The sequence below is a fragment of the Streptococcus mitis genome, assembly GCF_001579045.1.
GTDB classification, from domain to species: Bacteria; Bacillota; Bacilli; order Lactobacillales; family Streptococcaceae; genus Streptococcus; species Streptococcus mitis_D.
Genome location: NZ_KQ970263.1, coordinates 284,847 through 301,821 on the forward strand (window position 1 = coordinate 284,847; position 16,975 = coordinate 301,821).

General features: G+C 40.3%; 29 protein-coding genes. All 29 read right to left on the bottom strand.

Annotated features, from left to right (window positions below):
- Positions 1-50: 50 nt before the first annotated feature.
- The 29 genes from SMIDD28_RS07505 to rplB all read right to left on the bottom strand — a co-directional run bounded on the left by SMIDD28_RS07505 (position 51) and on the right by rplB (position 16,961).
- Positions 51-743 carry a histidine phosphatase family protein gene (locus SMIDD28_RS07505; RefSeq protein WP_061425474.1) on the bottom strand — a complete coding sequence of 231 codons (693 nt, stop codon included), beginning with the start codon at positions 741-743 and terminating at the stop codon, positions 51-53.
- Between the two features lie 234 nt (positions 744-977).
- Entirely contained in the window at positions 978-2,462 is a 1,485-nt protein-coding gene (locus SMIDD28_RS07510) for an N-acetylmuramoyl-L-alanine amidase family protein (RefSeq protein WP_061425475.1), read from the bottom strand.
- Between the two features lie 17 nt (positions 2,463-2,479).
- On the bottom strand, positions 2,480-3,817 hold the full coding sequence (locus tag SMIDD28_RS07515) for a PFL family protein (RefSeq protein WP_061425476.1): 1,338 nt from the start codon (positions 3,815-3,817) through the stop codon (positions 2,480-2,482).
- Between the two features lie 9 nt (positions 3,818-3,826).
- A complete protein-coding gene (locus SMIDD28_RS07520; RefSeq protein ID WP_061425477.1) occupies positions 3,827-4,093 on the bottom strand; it encodes an ACT domain-containing protein in 267 nt (88 codons plus the stop codon).
- Positions 4,094-4,357: 264 nt separating this feature from the next.
- Positions 4,358-4,744 (bottom strand): 50S ribosomal protein L17, encoded by a 387-nt coding sequence (rplQ, locus tag SMIDD28_RS07525; protein ID WP_000331493.1) that lies wholly within the window; start codon positions 4,742-4,744, stop codon positions 4,358-4,360.
- Positions 4,745-4,755: 11 nt separating this feature from the next.
- A complete protein-coding gene (locus tag SMIDD28_RS07530; RefSeq protein ID WP_000568988.1) occupies positions 4,756-5,691 on the bottom strand; it encodes a DNA-directed RNA polymerase subunit alpha in 936 nt (311 codons plus the stop codon).
- Between the two features lie 42 nt (positions 5,692-5,733).
- Positions 5,734-6,117: a 30S ribosomal protein S11 gene (rpsK, locus tag SMIDD28_RS07535; RefSeq protein WP_001118385.1), complete on the bottom strand. Its 384-nt coding sequence runs from the start codon at positions 6,115-6,117 to the stop codon at positions 5,734-5,736.
- A 17-nt stretch (positions 6,118-6,134) separates the two neighbouring features.
- Positions 6,135-6,500 (bottom strand): 30S ribosomal protein S13, encoded by a 366-nt coding sequence (gene rpsM / locus SMIDD28_RS07540; protein ID WP_000090781.1) that lies wholly within the window; start codon positions 6,498-6,500, stop codon positions 6,135-6,137.
- 17 nt (positions 6,501-6,517) lie between these two features.
- The gene (rpmJ, locus tag SMIDD28_RS07545) at positions 6,518-6,634 is read right to left on the bottom strand and encodes a 50S ribosomal protein L36 (RefSeq protein WP_001808836.1); all 117 of its coding nucleotides are present in this window, start codon (positions 6,632-6,634) and stop codon (positions 6,518-6,520) included.
- Between the two features lie 24 nt (positions 6,635-6,658).
- Positions 6,659-6,877 carry a translation initiation factor IF-1 gene (infA, locus tag SMIDD28_RS07550; protein ID WP_001029883.1) on the bottom strand — a complete coding sequence of 73 codons (219 nt, stop codon included), beginning with the start codon at positions 6,875-6,877 and terminating at the stop codon, positions 6,659-6,661.
- A 116-nt stretch (positions 6,878-6,993) separates the two neighbouring features.
- The gene (locus SMIDD28_RS07555) at positions 6,994-7,632 is read right to left on the bottom strand and encodes an adenylate kinase (RefSeq protein WP_001050436.1); all 639 of its coding nucleotides are present in this window, start codon (positions 7,630-7,632) and stop codon (positions 6,994-6,996) included.
- A gap of 264 nt (positions 7,633-7,896) precedes the next feature.
- Positions 7,897-9,207 (bottom strand): preprotein translocase subunit SecY, encoded by a 1,311-nt coding sequence (gene secY / locus SMIDD28_RS07560; RefSeq protein WP_042901718.1) that lies wholly within the window; start codon positions 9,205-9,207, stop codon positions 7,897-7,899.
- A gap of 12 nt (positions 9,208-9,219) precedes the next feature.
- Complete coding sequence (rplO, locus tag SMIDD28_RS07565) at positions 9,220-9,660, bottom strand: 50S ribosomal protein L15 (protein WP_000766087.1); 441 nt, start codon at positions 9,658-9,660, stop codon at positions 9,220-9,222.
- Positions 9,661-9,804: 144 nt separating this feature from the next.
- Complete coding sequence (gene rpmD / locus SMIDD28_RS07570) at positions 9,805-9,987, bottom strand: 50S ribosomal protein L30 (RefSeq protein ID WP_000057241.1); 183 nt, start codon at positions 9,985-9,987, stop codon at positions 9,805-9,807.
- Between the two features lie 13 nt (positions 9,988-10,000).
- Positions 10,001-10,495, bottom strand: a complete 495-nt coding sequence (gene rpsE, locus SMIDD28_RS07575; RefSeq protein WP_000874202.1) for a 30S ribosomal protein S5 — start codon at positions 10,493-10,495, stop codon at positions 10,001-10,003.
- Positions 10,496-10,512: 17 nt separating this feature from the next.
- Entirely contained in the window at positions 10,513-10,869 is a 357-nt protein-coding gene (gene rplR / locus SMIDD28_RS07580; protein ID WP_000624044.1) for a 50S ribosomal protein L18, read from the bottom strand.
- A gap of 83 nt (positions 10,870-10,952) precedes the next feature.
- Positions 10,953-11,489 carry a 50S ribosomal protein L6 gene (rplF, locus tag SMIDD28_RS07585; protein WP_000086640.1) on the bottom strand — a complete coding sequence of 179 codons (537 nt, stop codon included), beginning with the start codon at positions 11,487-11,489 and terminating at the stop codon, positions 10,953-10,955.
- 187 nt (positions 11,490-11,676) lie between these two features.
- Complete coding sequence (rpsH, locus tag SMIDD28_RS07590) at positions 11,677-12,075, bottom strand: 30S ribosomal protein S8 (protein WP_000245504.1); 399 nt, start codon at positions 12,073-12,075, stop codon at positions 11,677-11,679.
- A gap of 180 nt (positions 12,076-12,255) precedes the next feature.
- Positions 12,256-12,441, bottom strand: coding sequence for a type Z 30S ribosomal protein S14 (locus tag SMIDD28_RS07595; protein WP_001085697.1), 186 nt, complete (start codon positions 12,439-12,441; stop codon positions 12,256-12,258).
- A 17-nt stretch (positions 12,442-12,458) separates the two neighbouring features.
- The gene (gene rplE, locus SMIDD28_RS07600) at positions 12,459-13,001 is read right to left on the bottom strand and encodes a 50S ribosomal protein L5 (RefSeq protein WP_000013542.1); all 543 of its coding nucleotides are present in this window, start codon (positions 12,999-13,001) and stop codon (positions 12,459-12,461) included.
- Positions 13,002-13,024: 23 nt separating this feature from the next.
- On the bottom strand, positions 13,025-13,330 hold the full coding sequence (rplX, locus tag SMIDD28_RS07605; RefSeq protein ID WP_000497691.1) for a 50S ribosomal protein L24: 306 nt from the start codon (positions 13,328-13,330) through the stop codon (positions 13,025-13,027).
- A gap of 78 nt (positions 13,331-13,408) precedes the next feature.
- Entirely contained in the window at positions 13,409-13,777 is a 369-nt protein-coding gene (gene rplN, locus SMIDD28_RS07610) for a 50S ribosomal protein L14 (RefSeq protein ID WP_000616545.1), read from the bottom strand.
- 25 nt (positions 13,778-13,802) lie between these two features.
- A complete protein-coding gene (gene rpsQ, locus SMIDD28_RS07615; protein ID WP_000440801.1) occupies positions 13,803-14,063 on the bottom strand; it encodes a 30S ribosomal protein S17 in 261 nt (86 codons plus the stop codon).
- A gap of 24 nt (positions 14,064-14,087) precedes the next feature.
- On the bottom strand, positions 14,088-14,294 hold the full coding sequence (gene rpmC, locus SMIDD28_RS07620) for a 50S ribosomal protein L29 (protein WP_000772918.1): 207 nt from the start codon (positions 14,292-14,294) through the stop codon (positions 14,088-14,090).
- A 9-nt stretch (positions 14,295-14,303) separates the two neighbouring features.
- Positions 14,304-14,717, bottom strand: coding sequence for a 50S ribosomal protein L16 (rplP, locus tag SMIDD28_RS07625; RefSeq protein WP_000960946.1), 414 nt, complete (start codon positions 14,715-14,717; stop codon positions 14,304-14,306).
- Positions 14,718-14,720: 3 nt separating this feature from the next.
- Positions 14,721-15,374 (bottom strand): 30S ribosomal protein S3, encoded by a 654-nt coding sequence (rpsC, locus tag SMIDD28_RS07630; RefSeq protein WP_000529936.1) that lies wholly within the window; start codon positions 15,372-15,374, stop codon positions 14,721-14,723.
- Between the two features lie 12 nt (positions 15,375-15,386).
- Positions 15,387-15,731: a 50S ribosomal protein L22 gene (gene rplV, locus SMIDD28_RS07635; protein ID WP_000818137.1), complete on the bottom strand. Its 345-nt coding sequence runs from the start codon at positions 15,729-15,731 to the stop codon at positions 15,387-15,389.
- Between the two features lie 11 nt (positions 15,732-15,742).
- Positions 15,743-16,024 carry a 30S ribosomal protein S19 gene (rpsS, locus tag SMIDD28_RS07640; RefSeq protein WP_000533766.1) on the bottom strand — a complete coding sequence of 94 codons (282 nt, stop codon included), beginning with the start codon at positions 16,022-16,024 and terminating at the stop codon, positions 15,743-15,745.
- Between the two features lie 103 nt (positions 16,025-16,127).
- Positions 16,128-16,961: a 50S ribosomal protein L2 gene (gene rplB, locus SMIDD28_RS07645; protein WP_061425478.1), complete on the bottom strand. Its 834-nt coding sequence runs from the start codon at positions 16,959-16,961 to the stop codon at positions 16,128-16,130.
- Positions 16,962-16,975: the final 14 nt, after the last annotated feature.

A 16,975-nucleotide genomic window follows, 5' to 3' on the forward strand; every position in this document is an offset into this window, starting at 1 on the left:
CTTGATATTCCTATCAAATCCCTATTTCATAGCAAGCAAGTCTAGACTGATTAAATAGAGACTTCCTCCATCTTCTCACGTCCTAGTTCTCGGTAACTACGGTCACCAACAGCCTCAACGCTAAACTGCCCATCCTCATATTCAAGGATCGTTACGCTACCATTATCAAGACCATGCGGATGCATGCCATTAATCAGATAAACAATGGTTCCAATAGTCATTCCGTGGCTGACAACGAGGGCATTGCCCCCGCCTTGCTCTTCCATTTCTTTGGCAATCGCTTCAAAGCCTTCCTTGATTCGACCACTGAGTTTTTCCCAGCCCTCAGCCCAACCAGCTGTATCGACCTCTACCAAACCCTCAGCCAGTTCAGCATAAGACAATTGGTGAACATGGTCCACATTAAAGATACGAGGAATAATGCCCATGAAAAGATCGCCATCGTAGGCCCCGTCAAAGCTACCAAAACACCATTCTCTGATACGCTTGTCCATGCGATAAGGGATTTTTCCCTGCAAGCCAAGTTCATCAAGGATGATTCCCATTGTCTGAATGGTGCGCCCAGAATCACTGGAATAAGCGCGCTCAAACTGCAGACCAGATTCTCTCAAACCGATTCCTAATTCTTGAATCCCTCGTTCACCTTCAGCTGTTAAGGGAGTATCGCTCCAACCTTGCGCGCGACCAATCGCATTAAACATAGTCCTACCATGACGTACCAAATACAATCGTACTTTTACCATTTTCCGTCCTCCGTTTGCTTCTATTATATCATGGATGATAAAACAAAAGCCACCCATACAGGCGACTTTTGCAGGAGATTATTATGAAAAAGTTTAGGAGTTCTATTAAATAAAGATATTAGATGAAAATCAAATTCAAAACCTAAACCAGTGTTATCTGTTTCAAATAATATTAGGAGGTCTTTATTTAATGATTATAGTATACACACCTAACCTTAAATAGAACTTAAAAAATTATACCCATTCACCTTTTTCATTTACTTTATAACCGTTAATGGTCATATTTTTTGCTAATTTCCCATCAGCTAGCAAGTAATACCACTTATCTCCATCCTTAATCCATTGGTTACGAGCATACTTACCATCTTGGTTCAGATAATACCAACTATCATACTGAGAATCAAATACCCACTCACTCTTAGCCATATAACCGCCACGTTTTAGGTAATATTCGCCCTGCCAAGCTTTCTCTACATAACTACCAGTTGAATCTACATAAAACCAGCTCTTATAGTCTTCATCATAAATCCATTCACTCGCAGCCATTGAAGCATCTGCTTTTAGATAATAACGTCCTACCCAACGGTTTCTTACAAGATTACCAGAAAGGTCATTATAGTACCATTTACCAGACTCTTTAAACCACTTACTTGCTTGATAATCCTTCTTAGTCTCTCCATTAGCAGTAAGGGTAGCTTGAGATGAAGTTGAAACTGAAGCTGAGGTTGAAGTCCCCGTAGAAACTGCTTGAATAGCTTCCTCTTTCGTAACCTTAGGCTTAACTTTGCCTTGGTAAACATCTTCGATACGCTTAGTAAAGACAGATAACTCTTCAGGGGATAGCATATGTTTTATTTCAGGTTCTTCCTTATATATTAGACCTGCTTCTTTATTAATTTTGTATTCCGCTTCTTTAACTATCTGAGCTATTTCTTTGAATAATTTAAGCTTGTCTGCACCTGAAAGACCAGCATCACTTCTTATATCTTCTCTTTGAATAAAAGCTACATCATTCAACTTTTCAATGTTTTTTTGCGTAGGAATTAAACTAGGACTCGATTTATCAACATTTTTATAAAAAGTTGATAAATTTTGAACATAATCTTTTAATGTTAAATTAGTATTATTTTCTGGATCGTAATCACCAAAATAATTACGGTCCCGAGGTATCGACCAGACTGTTAATGGTCCGTAAAACATTTTTAAATCGCTAATTATTTTTTCCTTTTCTTCAGATGAGTATAAGTTACTATCTTTTTCTACTTGCTGAAGTAGTAAGTCATATTTTTTTATTCTAGCTATATCAAAAACATATCCTAAAAAGTTAGGCTTCTCACTATCCATAATCATAATGACTTTTTCTAAATCTTGCAAATATAGATAGTTCAAATAATAATCTTTTTTTGAAATATTACTCACATTTTTCTCTGTTATCTCATTCATTTTTTCAACTATAGCATTTTTTAGTTTTAAAATATCACTATCTTGAAAACGAAGTATAGTCCAATCTATATTATCAATTTCTTTTAATAACTTACTCTTAATTTCTTCTGAATGGTCTCTAGCAGCTTTTTCAACATCCAAATTTGTCTTATAAAAACTTTCATTTCTGGAATTCGTATCATTTTCCTGCGCAAAAACTACTTGACTGGTAAAAGTTGGGACTAGTAAAGTCGACAGTCCTAAAGCTACTAAAGCATGTTTCATTTCTTTTTTCATCATTTTCTCCTATTTTTTTAATTTTTAAAACTATGAATTGGTGCTGGGATTTGTCCTCCACGAGAGATGAAATCAACAGACGAAGCCCCATTGACCTTCATAACAGGTGCAGTACCCAATAGACCACCAAACTCAATCATATCGCCTTCTTTTCCTTTTGGAATGATACGTACAGCTGTTGTTTTCATGTTAATGACACCAATTGCAGCCTCATCCGCAATCATAGCCGCAATGGTTTCAGCAGGAGTATCTTCTGGAATGGCAATCATATCCAATCCAACAGAACAGATAGCCGTCATGGCCTCCAGTTTTTCTAAATTAAGAGAACCATTTTGCACTGCAGCAATCATTCCTTCATCCTCTGACACAGGGATAAAGGCACCAGACAAACCACCAACTTGGTTGCAGGCCATAACTCCACCCTTCTTAACTTGGTCATTCAAGAGAGCCAAGGCAGCCGTCGTTCCATGCGTACCAACTGTTTCTAGCCCCATTTCTTCAAGGACACGTGCAACAGAATCTCCAACCGCAGGAGTTGGCGCCAGACTCAAGTCCACAATACCAAACTCCACACCCAGTCTCTCACTGGCCATTTGACCAACCAATTGACCGATACGAGTGATTTTAAAGGCAGTCTTCTTAACGGTTTCGGCTACTACATCAAAGCTCTGTCCACGAACTTTTTCCAAGGCACGTTTCACCACACCAGGACCAGAAACTCCGACATTGATGATAACATCTGCCTCCCCAACACCATGAAAGGCACCCGCCATGAATGGATTGTCCTCAACAGCATTAGCAAATACAACCAACTTGGCCGCTCCCATATCTGATAGAGTTGCCGTTTCCTTGATAACTCGTCCCATATCTGCGACAGCCGTCATATTGATACCAGACTTGGTTGAGCCGATATTGACTGACGAGCAGACCTTGTCCGTTTCAGCCAAAGCACGAGGAATAGAATTGATGAGAATCTCATCTCCCTTTTGATAACCTTTTTGTACCAAGGCAGAGAAACCACCAATAAAATCCACACCGATTTCTTTCGCAGCCTTATCAAGCGCTTTTGCCAGAACCACGTAGTCCGTCGCATCTGTCGCTGCCCCAATCAAAGAAATAGGAGTCACCGATACACGCTTATTTACGATAGGAATTCCCAACTCAACTGCAATTTCGTCGCCAACAGCCACTAAATTAGCCGCCTTGGTCGTTATCTTTTGATAAATTTTCTCCGCAGCACGATTGATATCTGGATCGATACAGTCCAAAAGGGAAATCCCCATGGTAATAGTTCTGATATCGAAATTTTGCTCCTCAATCATGGCGATGGTTTCAGTAACTTGTCTAATATCCATGATAACCTCCTAGATATTATACATAGCTTCGAAAATCGCTGCACTCTGAATATTGATTTTCACATTCAAATTTTGCCCAAAAGCTTCAAACTCATTACGAAGATAAGTAAAATCCTGTTTTTCATCACTAGAGACGACAGCCATCATCGTAAAATATTCATCCAAAACAGTTTGAGAGATATCATCAATATTCAAACCCAATTCTGCAATTTTACCAGAAACACCTGCAACAATTCCAGATTTATCTTTACCAACAACAGTTATAATCGCTTTCATAAGCAAACTCCAATTCTTCTTTTAATAGGGAACCTGAACATTAAACAGGTTTCTTTTCAAATAGTATAACATAATTCTAATCAAAATACTCAAAAACGCCTGCTTACGAAGTTGTTCTTAAGCAAAAAACAATTTCGTAAACAAGCGTCTACTATCCCAACTTATGATGAGTGTTCCCGCTAGGACCGAAATCCTAGCGGTAGACCAGAGCTAGACTAAGAGCACAAGACTCCATCATCATAACACTCAACAAAATTGATGATTTTATACTAATTCGATGATCGCCATTGGCGCTGCATCACCACGACGTGGTTCAGTTTTAAGGATACGAGTGTATCCACCGTTACGTTCAGCATAACGAGGTGCGATTTCTGAGAACAACTTTTGAAGTGCTGTAGTAGAAGTGTACTTATCAGTTGCTTCATCATAGTTCTCAGATGCGATTTCATTACGTACGAAAGCAGCTGCTTGACGACGTGCATGCAAATCACCACGTTTACCTAGAGTAATCATTTTTTCAACAGTTTTACGGATTTCTTTAGCACGAGCTTCAGTTGTCACGATTGATTCGTTGATCAAAAGGTCAGTTGTCAAATCGCGAAGCATTGCTTTACGTTGTGAGCTAGTGCGTCCTAGTTTACGGTAAGCCATGTATTCCTCCTTTATTTATCTTTTAATCCAAGACCCAAATCAATGAGTTTGAGTTTCACTTCTTCCAAACTCTTGCGTCCAAGATTTCGTACTTTCATCATCTCTGCTTCAGATTTTTCTGTCAAATCATGCACAGTATTGATACCGGCACGTTTCAAACAGTTGTATGAACGCACAGACAAGTCCAGTTCCTCAATCGTACGATCCAAAATACGGTCGTCAGATTCAGTATCAGCTTCTTTCATCACTTCAGTTGACTTAGCAATCTCAGTAAGATTTGTAAACAAATCAAGATGTTCTGTCAAAATACGTGCTGAAAGCCCTAAAGCATCTTCTGGAATAATAGTTCCATTTGTCAAGATTTCAAGGGTTAATTTGTCGAAACCATCATTGCTACCTACACGAGCAGGTTCCACTTGATAGTTGACTTTTGTAACTGGTGTATAAATAGAATCTACAGCAAGTGTTCCAACTGGTGCATTATCTTTTTTATTTTCATCAGCAGGTACATATCCACGACCACTGTTAACAGTCATAGTCGCTTTTAGAGAAGAACCTTCACCGATTGTAAAGAGATAATGATCTGGATTTACAATTTCAATATCGCTATCTGTCAAAATGTCACCAGCTGTTACTTCAGCAGGACCTTCAACATCCAGTTCGATGATTTTTTCGTCTTCAACGTACGATTTCACTGCAATTCCTTTAATGTTCAGAATGATTTGCATCACGTCTTCACGAACACCTGGAACTGTGTCAAACTCATGCAACACACCATCAATATTGATAGATGTCACAGCTGCTCCTGGTAGAGAAGCTAGAAGTACACGACGAAGAGAGTTACCAAGAGTTGTACCGTAGCCACGTTCAAGTGGTTCGATTACAAACTTGCCATAATCTTTATTTTCATCAATTTTTGTTATATTTGGTTTTTCAAACTCGATCATTTAGTTACTCCCTCTTAAACGAAAAGCAGTGTAATGCGATGATTATACACGGCGACGTTTTGGAGGACGAGCACCATTGTGTGGCACTGGAGTCACATCACGAATTGCTGTTACTTCAAGACCAGCGGCAGCAAGCGCACGAATAGCTGACTCACGACCAGAACCTGGACCTTTTACAGTAACTTCAACTGATTTAAGACCGTGTTCTTGTGCAGATTTAGCAGCAGCTTCAGAAGCCATTTGAGCAGCGAATGGTGTAGATTTACGAGAACCTTTGAAACCAAGAGCACCAGCTGATGACCAAGCAATTGCATTACCATGCACATCAGTAATCATAACAATAGTGTTATTAAATGTAGCGTGAATATGAGCAATACCAGATTCGATATTCTTTTTCACACGACGTTTACGTGTTGGTTTAGCCAAGACTTTTACCTCCTATATTATTTTTTCTTACCAGCAATCGCAACAGCTTTACCTTTACGAGTGCGAGCGTTGTTTTTAGTGTTTTGTCCACGGACAGGAAGTCCACGACGGTGACGGATACCACGGTATGAACCGATTTCCATCAAACGTTTGATGTTCAAGTTCACTTCACGACGAAGGTCACCTTCAACTTTGATTGCATCCACTTCACGACGGATAGCATCTTCTTGATCTGATGTAAGATCACGTACACGAACATCTTCTGAGATTCCAGCAGCAGCCAAAATTTTCTTAGATGTTGCAAGTCCGATACCATAAACATAAGTCAATGAGATCACTACGCGTTTGTCATTTGGGATGTCAACTCCAGCAATACGAGCCATGTTTTCTCCTTTCTATCTTATCCTTGACGTTGTTTGTGTTTTGGATTTGCTGGGCAAATTACCATAACACGACCATTACGACGAATAACTTTACAGTATTCGCAAATTGGTTTGACCGATGGTCTTACTTTCATTCCTTATCCCTCCAAGTTTTTCGATTATTTAAAGCGGTAAGTGATACGTCCACGTGTCAAGTCATATGGACTCATTTCGACAGTAACACGATCTCCCGCTAAAATACGAATATAGTTTTTACGAATTTTACCAGAAACTGTTGCTAAAATCTGATGTCCATTTTCAAGTTCAACCGTAAACATTGCATTCGGCATTGTATCAACTACTTTGCCTTCAACTTCAATCACATCGTCTTTTGCCACGCAAAAGCACCTCCATAAATTTCGATTCGATGCCTCTAGACACAGAGACAACAATTATAAGTCAGACTATCTTAGTATAACATTTGTAGCGGATTTTTGCAAGTGTGAAAAGCGCTTTATTTCAAATTTGTCAATACTTTTTCGATATCTGAGAAGACATCATTGATATCTTGATTACCTTCGATGTCATGAACCAAACCTTTGGCACGGTAGTGAGCAATGATTGGTTCCCCTTGAGCAATATTCACATCCAAACGACGTTTGACTGTCTCGGGCTTATCATCTTCACGTTGGTAGTAATCTTCTTCTTTATAGTCAACTGGTGGGTTAAAGACCTTGTGGAAAGTTTCTCCAGTTACGCGGTGGATGATACGGCCACTCAAACGTTCCAAGAGGCTATCTGGATTCACTTCAATGTTGATAACACCTTCTAGTTCGATGCCAAGTTCAGCCAATGTTTTGTCCAAGGCATGAGCTTGTTCGATTGTACGTGGGTAACCATCCAACAAGAATCCTGTTTCTTTAATATCATCTTGTGAAAGACGTTCTTTTACGATTCCATTTGTAACTTCGTCAGGAACCAATTCACCCTTGTCAATGTATGACTTAGCAAGAACACCCATTTCAGTTTGATTTGCCATTGCAGCACGGAACATATCACCTGTTGAGATATGTGCAACATGGAATTGTTCTACGATTTTTGCTGCTTGAGTTCCCTTACCTGCACCAGGTAAGCCCATAATCAAAAGATTCATGATTTGATCTCCTTATTTTATTTTTAAATAGAAGCAAAAAGTCTTTTCACCCCTATTTAAAAACAAAATAGAAGAGGGGAGACCAAACTCTCACTAATGTTAGAGTTAAACCTCCACTCCCTCAGCATTTACTGCTTCATACTCAATGAAAATCAAAGAGCAAACTAGGAAGCTAGCCGCAGGTTGCTCAAAGCACTGCTTTGAGGTTGCAGATAAAGCTGACGTGGTTTGAATTTGATTTTCGAAGAGTATCAGTAAATACTTTTATTCTGTTCTATCCATGAAACCAACATACTTACGTTTCAATAGGTAACCTTCCAATTGTTTGATTCCTTCAATACCTGTAGAGATAATGATCAAAAGACTGGTTCCTCCAAAAGCAACTGCCTCTGAAAGTCCGAAAACATCTTTTGCTACGATTGGTAAAATAGAAATCACACCAAGGAAGAGAGAACCAACTGTTGCAAGACGACGAAGAAGTTTAGACATATATTCTTCTGTACCTTTACCAGGACGAACTCCGTGGATATAGGCACCGCTCTTTTGTAGGTTTTCTGCCGCTTTTTCAGGATTAATCTGTACAAACGTATAGAAGAATGTAAAGAGAATAATCAATAAAGCATACATAGCAATACCTGTTGGTGAAGTTGTTGCCAGCATTTCTTGTGCTGTTCTTACCCAAGCCCAATCATGACCTGTAGCGCTTAAAAACTGTAGAATAGCTGCTGGCGCCGCAGTAATCGAACTTGCAAAGATAACAGGGATAACTCCAGCAGGGTTTACTTTCAAAGGAAGGTAAGAGCTAGATGGAGCACCTTGTGCAACCTTAGTATATTGGATTGGAATTTTGTATTCTGCTTGTTGAACATAAGTTGTAAAGTAAATAATCAACAATACAGTAATAATCAAAATGATTACGAAAATGATAGATGAGCTGATACGGCTACTTGGAACGTTAACAAAGTAGTCTACATAGATTCCCTGAATCATCTCTGGAATTGAAGCGACAATCCCAGCAAAGATAATCATAGAAACACCATTTCCGTATCCCTTATCTGTAATTTGCTCTCCCAACCAAGTCACAATCATGCTACCAGCTGTTAAGATGATACCAATCATGATAAAGACTTGTGGAGTAAGAGCTGTTTTCAACAATTGAGCTCCAGCCAAAGTATTAAAACCTGCTGTAATCCCGATAGATTGCACAAAAGCGAGAACTAGAGCAATATAACGAGTAGCTTGATTCAATTTTCTTCTACCTACTTCCCCTTGTTTACCCCACTCTACAAACTTGGGTAAAATATCCATTTGCAAGAGTTGGACAACGATAGAGGCCGTAATGTAGGGGCTAACACCAAGAGCAAAAACTGAGAAGTTTTTCATGGCATTTCCTGACACCAAGCTCAACATGTTTAAGAAGGATAATCCACTTAAAGCATTCAAGCTATTAGCATTCACACCAGGAACTGTAATGCTAGTCCCGATACGAAAGACCAAAACGATAAAAATTGTAAATAAAATTTTTGATCGAACCTGCTTGACTTTAAGAGCTTCTCTTAATAATTTAAAAAACATAGGTCACCTCTCTTAGATGACTTCTACTGAACCACCTTTAGCAGTGATAGCTTCTTCAGCTGATTTAGAGAATTTAGCTGCTTTCACAGTCAATTTCTTAGTCAACTCACCGTTACCAAGAATTTTAATACCTGATTTTTCAGCTTTAACAATTCCTGCTTCGATAAGAACAACTGGAGTAACTTCAGCACCATCTTCAAAGACGTTCAATTGGTCAAGGTTCACAATTGCGTATTCTTTAGCGTTGATGTTAGTGAATCCACGTTTTGGAAGACGACGGAACAATGGAGTTTGTCCACCTTCAAAACCAAGGCGAACTCCACCACCGCTACGAGCTTTTTGACCTTTTTGACCACGACCAGATGTTTTACCGTTACCTGATGAAGTACCACGACCAACGCGGTTACGTACTTTACGAGAACCTTCTGCAGGTTTCAATTCATGAAGTTTCATTTTTATTTTCTCCTCTTTTGTAAAATGCTAGCGCCGATAAGGGAGGAAAGGTTGTCTCCCCAATCAACTCGCCTATACGACGTCACCATAGATGACTATATCTAGTTTTAGGGGATGGTATACTGCACATCCCCTAAAAATTCATTAGTTTACTTCTTCAACTGTTACCAAGTGAGATACTGCTGTGATCATACCACGGATAGCAGCGTTATCTTCTTTAATAACAGAGCTGTTCAATTTGCCAAGTCCAAGTGCTACAACAGTTTTACGTTGTGATGGAATGCGTCCGATTGGAGACTTAGTCAAAGTAATTTTAATTTGAGCCATTTTATCCCCTTTCTTATGCCAAATCAGAAACTGAAATACCACGAAGGGCAGCAACTTCTTCAGCGCGTTTCAATTGTTTCAAACCTTCAACAGTTGCACGAACAATGTTGATTGGAGTGTTAGAACCAAGTGATTTAGATGTAATATCTGCCACACCTGCCAATTCCACAACGGCACGAACTGCACCACCAGCGGCAACTCCAGAACCTTCTACAGCAGGTTTCAACAATACTTTAGCTCCACCGAATTCTGAAAGAACTTCGTGTGGAATTGTTGTTCCAACCATAGGAACTTCGATCAAGTTTTTCTTAGCATCATCTACTGCTTTACGGATTGCTTCTGGAACTTCTTGAGCTTTACCAGTACCAAATCCTACGCGACCGTTGTGGTCACCAACAACAACAAGAGCTGCGAAACGAAGACGACGTCCACCTTTAACAACTTTTGTAACACGGTTGACAGCAACTACGCGTTCTTCTAATTCAACTGCATTGTCTTTAAATGCCATTTTCTAGTGTCCTCCTATTAGAATTTCAATCCGTTTTCACGAGCTGCATCAGCCAAAGCTTTCACACGTCCGTGATATAGATATCCACCGCGGTCGAACACCACTTCTGAAATACCTTTAGCGTTTGCACGTTCTGCAACGAGTTTACCGACAGCAACGGCTTGTTCAGTTTTAGTTCCTTTTGAAACTTCTTTGTCAAGAGTTGAAGCACTTGCGAGCGTTACACCCGCTACGTCATCAATCACTTGAGCGTAGATGCCTGTATTAGAACGGAATACGTTCAAACGTGGGCGATCAGCAGTTCCAGAGAGTTTTCCGCGAACGCGACGGTGGCGTTTTTGGCGGAGTTTGTTTTTATCTGGTTTTGAAATCACAGTTTTCACCTCTTTAGTTTTAAATCGTGTGCTATGCACAAAGTTGGGAAATAGGTTGGTGGTTGAGAATCAACCACTCAACATTATTTACCTGTTTTACCTTCTTTACGGCGAACGAATTCACCAACGTAACGGATACCTTTACCTTTATATGGTTCTGGTGAACGAAGGCTACGTACGTAAGCAGCTGTTTGACCAACTACTTCTTTTGAAATTCCGCTAACAACGATTGTTGTTGGGTTTGGAAGTTCAAAAGTAATTCCTTCTGGAGCTTCAACTTCGTCTGGATGAGATTTACCAACAGCCAAAACAAGTTTAGATCCTTGAAGTTGTGCACGGTAACCAACCCCGCGCATTTCAAGTTCTTTCTTGAATCCTTCTGATACACCAACAACCATGTTGTTCAAAAGGGCACGAGTAGTTCCGTGGATAGTTTTCATTTCTTTTGAATCGTTTGGACGGTGAAGAGTTACTTCAGTACCTTCCACACGGATTTCAATATCTTTTGAGAACTCACGAGTAAGTTCTCCTTTAGGTCCTTTTACAGTTACAACGTTGTCATTGTTAGTGAGTTCAACACCAGCAGGCAACACGATAACTTTATTACCAATACGTGACATGTTTATTTTCTCCTGTTAAATTGTCAGGCCAGAACGGCCAGTTTTCACGGGGTTAAATCGATTTCTCGATTTGAAGGGACATTTAGGTTTCAATTTCAAAGTGAATCTAGGCATCGTCTCGCAGGCATAACTTTGGGTTAGGCAAGAGACGATAACGAAGAGTCACAAAGAAATTGGGAGCTAAATATTACCAAACGTAAGCGATAACTTCCCCACCAACATTCTTTTGGCGTGCTTCTTTATCAGTAAGCAAACCTTCAGAAGTTGAAAGGATAGCAATTCCAAGTCCGTTAAGAACTTTTGGAAGGTCTTCACGTTTTTTGTAGACACGAAGTCCTGGTTTAGAAACACGTTTCAAGTTAGTGATAACTTTTTCACCGTTTGGTCCGTATTTAAGGAATACACGGATGATGCCTTGTTTGTCATCTTCGATGATTTCAACGTTTTTTACAAAACCTTCGCGTTTAAGGATTTCAGCAATCCCTTTTTTGATGTTTGATGCAGGTACTTCAAGTACTTCGTGTTTCGCTTGGTTAGCGTTACGAATACGAGTTAGGAAGTCTGCGATTGGGTCAGTCATAACCATTTTGTTTTTCTCCTCTTACTAGTAGTTTGCAAGTTGCACTTGCTAGTTAATGATTGAGCTAGGCTCAGAATATGTTTCTAGGTTTCAATTCCTAAGTGAGTCTAGGCATCTGCTTGCAGGCATAACTTGAGTTAGGCAAAAGCAGATAACGACGAATCACGACGGGATTGAAAGCTAGAATTACCAAGATGCTTTTGTTACACCAGGAATTTGTCCTTTGTAAGCTAATTCACGGAAGCAAACACGGCAAAGTTTAAATTTGCGGTAAACTGAATGTGGACGACCACATTTTTCACAACGAGTATAAGCTTGAGTAGAGAACTTCGCTGGACGTTTGTTCTTAGCAATCATTGATTTTTTAGCCATTAGATTTACCTCCTATATTATTTTGCAAAAGGCATTCCAAGGCCTGTAAGCAATGCACGTGACTCTTCGTCAGTGTTAGCAGTTGTTACGATAACGATGTCAAGACCACGAGTTTTGTCAACGTCATCGAAGTTGATTTCTGGGAAGATCAATTGTTCTTTCACACCAAGTGTGTAGTTTCCGCGTCCGTCAAATGATTTTGTTGGAACACCGTGGAAGTCACGTACACGTGGAAGTGAAACTGAAACCAATTTATCCAAGAATTCGTACATACGTTCACCACGAAGGGTAACTTTTGCACCGATCGCAACACCTTCACGAAGACGGAAGCCGGCGATTGATTTTTTAGCTTTAGTGATAAGTGGTTTTTGACCTGAGATAAGTGCCAATTCTTCAGCAGCTTTTTCAAGGCTTTTAGCGTTTGATACAGCTTCACCAACACCCATGTTCAAAACGATCTTATCTACTTTAGGCACAGCCATCACTGATGAGTAGTTGAATTGTTCTGTCAAAGCAGGAACTACTTCATTAAGATATTTTTCTTTTAAACGATTTGCCATTATACTTCTCCTTTCCTTCGTGATTAATCAAGCACTTCGCCTGATTTTTTGTTGTAGCGAACTTTTTTACCGTCTACAAATTTGTAACCAACACGACCAGCCACACCATTTTTGTCCAAAACTTGAACGTTTGATACGTGGATAGCTGCTTCTTTCTCGATGATACCACCTTGAGGAAGCTCGTTAGTTGGACGTTGGTGTTTCTTAACGATGTTAACACCTTCAACGATAACTTTGTTTACTTTTGGAAGGGCAGTAAGGACAACAGCTTCTGTTCCCTTATCTTTACCAGCGATTACGCGAACTTTGTCGCCTTTTTTTACAAACATTAGGTTTCTCCTTGATTTTTCTTACGCCCATAAGGGCACCCTGGAGGTAAATCCAGGGGACTAGTTTGTTTCTAAAAATTAAAGTACTTCTGGAGCAAGTGACACAATCTTCATGAAGCCACCTTCACGCAATTCACGTGCAACTGGGCCAAAGATACGTGTTCCGCGAGGAGTTTTGTCTTCACGGATGATAACTGCTGCATTTTCGTCAAATTTGATGTATGAACCATCAGCACGACGAGCACCTGATTTAGTACGAACGATAACTGCTTTAACAACGTCACCTTTTTTAACCGCACCACCAGGAGTAGCTTGTTTTACAGATGCCACGATAACATCACCGATGTTTGCAAATTTACGTCCTGAACCACCAAGAACTTTGATAGTCAAGATTTCGCGAGCACCGCTGTTGTCTGCGACTTTCAAACGAGTTTCTGTTTGAATCATTTCAGTTTTCTCCTTTCAGGTTTGATTAGATGATGACCGCTTCTTCAACAACTTCTACAAGACGGAAACGTTTTGTAGCTGAAAGCGGGCGAGTTTCCATGATACGTACGATATCGCCTTCTTTGGCAACATTGTTTTCATCATGAGCTTTGTATTTTTTAGAGTAGTTAATACGTTTACCATAGACTGGGTGGTTACGTTTTGTTTCAACTACAACTGTGATTGTCTTGTCCATTTTGTCAGATACAACACGTCCAACAAGAACTTTACGATTATTGCGTTCCATTGAAATTTCTCCTTCCCTAGTCTATTATTTCGCTTCAGATTGAACTGTTTTGATACGAGCGATTTGTTTTTTAACTTCTTTCAAGCGAGCTGTTTGTTCCAATTGACCAGTAGCAGCTTGGAAACGAAGTTCAAACAATTCTTTTTTCAATTCGTTTTCGCGCTTCGCGAGTTCTTCTTGAGAAAGACCACGAAGTTCTTTAACAAATTCTTTTACTTCATTAAGTTTCATGCCTTCTCCTTATTCTGCTTCACGTTTTACGAATTTACATTTAACTGGCAATTTGTGGCTAGCAAGACGAAGCGCTTCGCGAGCGATCTCTTCAGATACACCAGCTATTTCGAACATCACTTTACCACGTTTAACTGGTGCTACCCAACCTTCAGGTGCCCCTTTACCAGATCCCATACGCACACCGATAGCTTTAGCAGTGTATGATTTGTGTGGGAAGATTTTAATCCAAACTTTACCACCACGTTTCATGTAACGAGTCATGGCGATACGAGCAGCTTCGATTTGGCGGTTAGTGATCCAGTGGCTAGTTGTAGCTTGAAGACCGTATTCACCGAATGCTACTTCTTTTCCACCTTTTGCTTCACCGCGCATTTTTCCACGGAATTCACGACGGTGTTTAACACGTTTAGGTACTAACATTGGTTATTTACCTCCTTTAGTGTTTTTGCGAGCTGGAAGAACTTCACCACGATAGATCCATACTTTAACACCAAGTTTACCGTATGTAGTATCTGCTTCTTCCCAAGCGTAATCGATATCTGCACGAAGTGTGTGAAGTGGAACAGTTCCTTCAGAGTATCCTTCAGCACGGGCGATATCTGCACCGTTCAAACGACCTGATACTTGAGTTTTAATTCCTTTAGCTCCAGCACGCATTGCACGTTGGATTGCTTGTTTTTGTGCACGACGGAAAGCAACACGTTGCTCCAATTGACGAGCAATTCCTTCACCTACAAGGTGAGCATCCAAATCAGGTTGTTTGATTTCGATGATGTTGATGTGTACTTGTTTTCCAGTCAATTTGTTAAGTTTTGCACGGAGTGCATCAACGTTAGCACCACCTTTACCGATAACCATACCTGGTTTAGCAGTGTGAAGTGAAACGTTAACTTTGTTTACTGCGCGTTCAATTTCGATAGTTGAAACTGCTGCGTCAGCAAGTTCTTTTTGAACGAATTTACGGATTGCAAGATCTTCATGAAGGTAATCCGCGTATTCTTTTTCAGCATACCATTTGGCATCCCAATCACGGATGATGCCGACACGCATACCAATTGGATGTACTTTTTGACCCACGATTTTACCTCCTTATTTTTCTGCAACAGCTACAGTGATGTGAGCTGTACGTTTGTTGATTGGTGAAGCTGAACCTTTCGCACGTGGACGGAAACGTTTCATAGTTGGTCCTTCGTTTGCAAATGCTTCAGATACTACCAAGTTAGCTTTATCCAAACCAAAGTTGTTTTCAGCGTTAGCTACAGCTGAGTTCAAAACTTTCAAGATGATTTCAGCAGCTTTGTTTGGAGTGAATGTCAAGATTGCGATTGCATCGGCTACGCTTTTACCACGGATGTTATCAAGAACAAGACGTGATTTACGAGGTGAAACACGTACTGTACGAGCCATTGCTTTAGCTGAAGTAATTTCTGCCATTTATGTTCTCCTTATTTTCTACGTGTTTTCTTGTCGTCTGCAGCGTGACCTTTGTAAGTACGAGTTGGTGCAAATTCACCAAGTTTGTGACCTACCATGTCTTCTTGGATGTAAACAGGTACGTGTTTACGTCCGTCATAAACTGCGATAGTGTAACCAATGAAACTTGGGAAGATCGTTGAACGACGTGACCAAGTTTTAATAACTTTTTTCTTTTCGTCGTTAGCTTGAGCTTCAACTTTTTTCATCAAATGCTCATCGACGAAAGGTCCTTTTTTAAGACTGCGTCCCATTTTTATATTTTCTCCTTTAAATGTTGTACCACAGCGGCTTGCGCTCACATGGAGCGCTACCGAGCTGGCGGATTTACTAGTTGCTTAAGCGACTAGTTTAATATTATTTCTCGTTGCGACGACGAACGATAAGTTTGTCAGATTTCGCTTTCTTGTTACGAGTTTTAAGACCAAGAGCAGGTTTGCCCCATGGAGTAGATGGTGCCTTACGACCAACTGGTGCTTTACCTTCACCACCACCGTGTGGGTGATCGTTAGGGTTCATTACAGAACCACGAACTGTTGGGCGGATACCTTTCCAACGGCTACGTCCTGCTTTACCAAGGTTTACAAGTCCATGTTGTTCGTTTCCGACAACACCAACTGTAGCACGGCAAGTTCCAAGAATCATACGAACTTCACCTGATTGAAGACGAACAAGAACGTATTTACCTTCTTGACCCAATACTTGAGCAGATGCTCCAGCAGCACGTACCAATTCACCACCACGACCTGGTTTCAACTCGATGTTGTGGATCAAAGTACCAACTGGGATGTTAGCAAGTGGAAGAGCGTTTCCGACTTTGATATCTGCTTCTGGACCTGAAACGATACGTTGACCTACTTCAAGACCTTTTGGAGCGATGATGTATGCTTTCACACCGTCAGTGTAGTGTACAAGAGCGATGTTTGCAGAACGGTTTGGATCGTACTCGATTGTTTTAACAACTGCTTCAACGTTGTCTTTGTTACGTTTGAAGTCAACCAAACGGTAGAAACGTTTGTGTCCACCACCTTGGTGACGAACTGTGATACGACCGTTGTTGTTACGACCAGCCTTGCTCTTCAATGCAACAAGCAATGATTTTTCAGGAGTGCTTGTTGTGATTTCAGCGAAATCCAAAGAAGTCATATTACGGCGACCGTTTGATGTTGGTTTATAAACACGAATTCCCACGATATTTCCTCCTT

What these genes read in the sequence shown, in the direction of transcription:
- rplX (WP_000497691.1), bottom strand. Translation starts at nt 13,330, where the DNA reads ATGTTTGTAAAAAAAGGCGACAAAGTTCGCGTAATCGCTGGTAAAGAT.
- rplQ (WP_000331493.1), bottom strand. Translation starts at nt 4,744, where the DNA reads ATGGCTTACCGTAAACTAGGACGCACTAGCTCACAACGTAAAGCAATG.
- rpsH (WP_000245504.1), bottom strand. Translation starts at nt 12,075, where the DNA reads ATGGTTATGACTGACCCAATCGCAGACTTCCTAACTCGTATTCGTAAC.
- SMIDD28_RS07520 (WP_061425477.1), bottom strand. Translation starts at nt 4,093, where the DNA reads ATGAAAGCGATTATAACTGTTGTTGGTAAAGATAAATCTGGAATTGTT.
- rplP (WP_000960946.1), bottom strand. Translation starts at nt 14,717, where the DNA reads ATGTTAGTACCTAAACGTGTTAAACACCGTCGTGAATTCCGTGGAAAA.
- rplV (WP_000818137.1), bottom strand. Translation starts at nt 15,731, where the DNA reads ATGGCAGAAATTACTTCAGCTAAAGCAATGGCTCGTACAGTACGTGTT.
- SMIDD28_RS07515 (WP_061425476.1), bottom strand. Translation starts at nt 3,817, where the DNA reads ATGGATATTAGACAAGTTACTGAAACCATCGCCATGATTGAGGAGCAA.
- rplF (WP_000086640.1), bottom strand. Translation starts at nt 11,489, where the DNA reads ATGTCACGTATTGGTAATAAAGTTATCGTGTTGCCTGCTGGTGTTGAA.
- secY (WP_042901718.1), bottom strand. Translation starts at nt 9,207, where the DNA reads ATGTTTTTTAAATTATTAAGAGAAGCTCTTAAAGTCAAGCAGGTTCGA.
- rpmC (WP_000772918.1), bottom strand. Translation starts at nt 14,294, where the DNA reads ATGAAACTTAATGAAGTAAAAGAATTTGTTAAAGAACTTCGTGGTCTT.
- rplO (WP_000766087.1), bottom strand. Translation starts at nt 9,660, where the DNA reads ATGAAACTTCATGAATTGAAACCTGCAGAAGGTTCTCGTAAAGTACGT.
- rpmJ (WP_001808836.1), bottom strand. Translation starts at nt 6,634, where the DNA reads ATGAAAGTAAGACCATCGGTCAAACCAATTTGCGAATACTGTAAAGTT.
- SMIDD28_RS07595 (WP_001085697.1), bottom strand. Translation starts at nt 12,441, where the DNA reads ATGGCTAAAAAATCAATGATTGCTAAGAACAAACGTCCAGCGAAGTTC.
- SMIDD28_RS07530 (WP_000568988.1), bottom strand. Translation starts at nt 5,691, where the DNA reads ATGATCGAGTTTGAAAAACCAAATATAACAAAAATTGATGAAAATAAA.
- rpsQ (WP_000440801.1), bottom strand. Translation starts at nt 14,063, where the DNA reads ATGGAACGCAATAATCGTAAAGTTCTTGTTGGACGTGTTGTATCTGAC.
- rpsM (WP_000090781.1), bottom strand. Translation starts at nt 6,500, where the DNA reads ATGGCTCGTATTGCTGGAGTTGACATCCCAAATGACAAACGCGTAGTG.
- SMIDD28_RS07510 (WP_061425475.1), bottom strand. Translation starts at nt 2,462, where the DNA reads ATGAAAAAAGAAATGAAACATGCTTTAGTAGCTTTAGGACTGTCGACT.
- rplE (WP_000013542.1), bottom strand. Translation starts at nt 13,001, where the DNA reads ATGGCAAATCGTTTAAAAGAAAAATATCTTAATGAAGTAGTTCCTGCT.
- SMIDD28_RS07555 (WP_001050436.1), bottom strand. Translation starts at nt 7,632, where the DNA reads ATGAATCTTTTGATTATGGGCTTACCTGGTGCAGGTAAGGGAACTCAA.
- SMIDD28_RS07505 (WP_061425474.1), bottom strand. Translation starts at nt 743, where the DNA reads ATGGTAAAAGTACGATTGTATTTGGTACGTCATGGTAGGACTATGTTT.
- rplN (WP_000616545.1), bottom strand. Translation starts at nt 13,777, where the DNA reads ATGATTCAAACAGAAACTCGTTTGAAAGTCGCAGACAACAGCGGTGCT.
- rpsE (WP_000874202.1), bottom strand. Translation starts at nt 10,495, where the DNA reads ATGGCATTTAAAGACAATGCAGTTGAATTAGAAGAACGCGTAGTTGCT.
- rpmD (WP_000057241.1), bottom strand. Translation starts at nt 9,987, where the DNA reads ATGGCTCAAATTAAAATTACTTTGACTAAGTCTCCAATCGGACGCATT.
- rpsS (WP_000533766.1), bottom strand. Translation starts at nt 16,024, where the DNA reads ATGGGACGCAGTCTTAAAAAAGGACCTTTCGTCGATGAGCATTTGATG.